The following is a 3,012-nucleotide window of genomic DNA, read 5'->3' on the forward strand; positions in this document are numbered from 1 at the left end:
GAAATCGAATTCTAACGAATGACCGATTACTGTTCCACTCTCTACTCACTTTTATGATTGCATTTTACGGGCTTTGTATCTTATTAATTGAACACGCCCTAAATGCTGTGTGAAAAAGATAAATTCTCTTGTGAGCTTCGCTCCCGGCGACAATTTCCTATTTTCACTGTGCATTTTACGGGCTTTGTATCTTGTTTTACCCTTCGATATATTCTTTGAGTTCTTGTCCTTTGAGGCCGGCATTGAGGGCGATGAGGAGTTTGATACGTGCTTTGGGGGCGTTCAATTCTTTGATAAAGAAGACGCCTGATTGATGGAGTTGGACACCGCCTCCGTCGTAGGCATAAACGGGTTCAGCGATACCATTGAAACAGCGTGACACTAAAGCGATTGGGAGCCCTGCATCCATGAATTTTTGGAGTTTATGGGCTGTTTCTTTGGGAATATTTCCAGCTCCAAAGGCTTCGATAATAAGGCCGTCCAGTTTAGCTAGATCCAGCATATCCAATAAGTCTGTTTTCATTCCTGCATATGTCGAAATAATGGGAATAAAACCTTCGATCTTGTCGAGATCAAAGCGAACTCGAGGCTCTGCCGTCTTGAAAAATAGAATCTCTTTTTTCATAACTAAGCCAAGTGGCCCGTGTGTCGGTGTCTGAAAGGTACTGACGTTGGTGGTGTGCGTTTTGGTCACATATTTGGCTGCATGAATTTCATCGTTCATCACCACTAAAACACCTTTGTCCTGTGCCTTGGGATCAGCTGCCACTCGAAGGGCGGTTAAGAAATTATAGATGCCATCGCTTCCCAATTCATTGGAGCTACGCATGGCTCCTGTAATGACTACAGCGATTTCTGGTAAATCCATAGTGTCTAAGAAATAAGCTGTTTCTTCTAGCGTATCCGTTCCATGAGTAATAACGATCCCATCGTAGTGGTTGGCTTCTGCTTTGATCTTTTGATACAAGGCGAGCATATGTTTCGGTGTCATTTGGGGACTAGGCAGATTAAAAAAATCCTCTGAGGTGACTGCAATCCCTTCAATTGGTGAAGTGACTTGGGTCATAGGATTGACTTCATTGGTAATCACTGCCCCAGAGTCATCCGCTGCCATCGAAATGGTTCCACCTGTATGGAGTGCTAAAATTTTCTTAAACATGTGAAGCTCCTTGGAATATGTGATATAATTTATTTTAACATAAAAAGAAAGAAACAGTAGAGAGATGGAAATAAAAGCAGTCTTTTTTGATATTGATGGGACCTTGGTTAATGACAGCCGAGCGGTCTTGAAATCAACAGAAAAAGCCATTCAATCCTTAAAAGAAGAAGGAATTTATGTTGGACTTGCGACTGGTCGAGGTCCGGCCTTTGTTCAACCGTTTATGGAGCGCTATGGCTTTGATTTTGCGGTGACTTTTAATGGTCAATATATCTTTACCCAGGACCGTGTGCTGTTTACGAGTCCAATTGATAAAAAAAGCCTGCATCAGTTAATCGACTATGCTCACGAACACCGTAAAGAAATTGCTCTTGGGACCAAGGACGGGGTATTTGGCTCTCGGATCATGAGCTTTGGGATGAGTCCTATTTCGATTTGGTCTAGCCGCTTTGTTCCGCGAAAAATGGCCCGTACAGTGAGTCGAGGATTTAACAAAGTGGTGAGTAAAGTAGTTCCCCAAGATCAAAAACATCTCTATACGATAGCTCAAGAACCAATCTATCAAGTATTGATTTTATCAAGTCCTGAAGAGACGGCAAAGATTGAAAAAGAATTTCCTCATCTAAAATTCACACGTTCCAGTCCGTTTGCTGCAGATGTCCTCAATCCAGGGATTTCTAAACTAGAAGGGATTCGCATCGTTGGTCAGGAGTATGGCTTTGACATCGATGAGGTCATGGCTTTTGGTGATTCGGACAATGATTTAGAGATGCTTTCAGGTGTTGGTTTGTCCATTGCAATGGGAAATGGGACCACAAGCGTCAAAGCGATTGCCAAGCATACAACAACCAGTAATGACAAGGATGGTATTGAAAAGGCCTTACAACATTTTGGAATTCTCTCTGGGAAAGAACTCTTTCTTTCTAAAGACGATCATTTCAATAAGGTCAAGACCTTCCATGGCGTGATGGATGGGGCAACTCAGGAAAAACCAGTTGTCTGGCAACCTCAGGATGCCCTCTATCGGACCATGTTTAAGCAAGAAGAGCTGGTAGAATTTATCCGAGCAGCTAGTAGCAGTGAGGAAGAGTTTGACCGCTCGGTGGTGGCCCTTCATGAAGCGATTGAAACGGCTGCTGCCAAGGTTCGTAGCAAGCATCCAGCTGAAATTTCTATGACAGGGCAAGTGGATGCCTTGATCGACACGCTGTACCTGACTTATGGTAGCTTTGTTCTAATGGGAGTTGATCCAGAAGAGGTCTTTGAGATTGTTCACCGTGCCAACATGGGTAAGATCTTCCCAGATGGAAGAGCCCACTTTGATCCGGTAACTCACAAGATTTTAAAACCAGATGATTGGGAAGAAAAATATGCCCCAGAACCTGCTATTGAAAAGGAACTGGAGCGCCAACTAAAGGCCTACGAAAAACACGCCAAACAAAAAGAAACACCAACAGACAATTAAAAAACTCTAACAGATACCATTAAAGTCTTATTCCTAAGAGTTTTTGCTATATGCTATACAATTTCTAAAAAGGAAATTTCTTATTGTCTACATAAAGCAAGCTAGGGAATGAAGAAAAAATTAAACGAAGATATTCTATTAGGCTCATTCAAAAGTATACTGAAACTTTCCGTCGTGAGAAAAGTGCCTGAAACAATAAAGATTCAGGCACTCGGAATTATTGAGACCTTAGGCTCAATAATTAGTCATGGAACTTCGAAGAAGTTCGCTGACGTCCGTACTCACCTAAGGAAAGTTTCTAAGAAAAGTTTATCTTTAAAAAAGAGGCTGGGACAAAAGTCCTAGCCTCTCAATTATCTTTGGTTTGTCGAGCAAGACGCAGTGGTTG

2 protein-coding genes are annotated in these 3,012 nt (G+C 42.2%); one reads left to right on the forward strand and one right to left on the reverse strand.

Features of this window, described 5'->3' with window-relative positions; all coding sequences use genetic code 11:
- Positions 1 to 196: 196 nt before the first annotated feature.
- On the reverse strand, positions 197 to 1,159 hold the full coding sequence (locus BTU61_RS04355) for an asparaginase (RefSeq protein ID WP_200772481.1): 963 nt from the start codon (positions 1,157 to 1,159) through the stop codon (positions 197 to 199).
- A 64-nt stretch (positions 1,160 to 1,223) separates the two neighbouring features.
- On the opposite strand from BTU61_RS04355, the gene BTU61_RS04360 reads away from it, so the two are divergent.
- The gene (locus tag BTU61_RS04360; protein ID WP_187540138.1) at positions 1,224 to 2,624 is read left to right on the forward strand and encodes a Cof-type HAD-IIB family hydrolase; all 1,401 of its coding nucleotides are present in this window, start codon (positions 1,224 to 1,226) and stop codon (positions 2,622 to 2,624) included.
- The last annotated feature ends 388 nt before the right edge of the window (positions 2,625 to 3,012 follow it).

Source organism: Streptococcus lactarius (assembly GCF_016642265.1).
Lineage (GTDB): Bacteria > Bacillota > Bacilli > Lactobacillales > Streptococcaceae > Streptococcus > Streptococcus lactarius.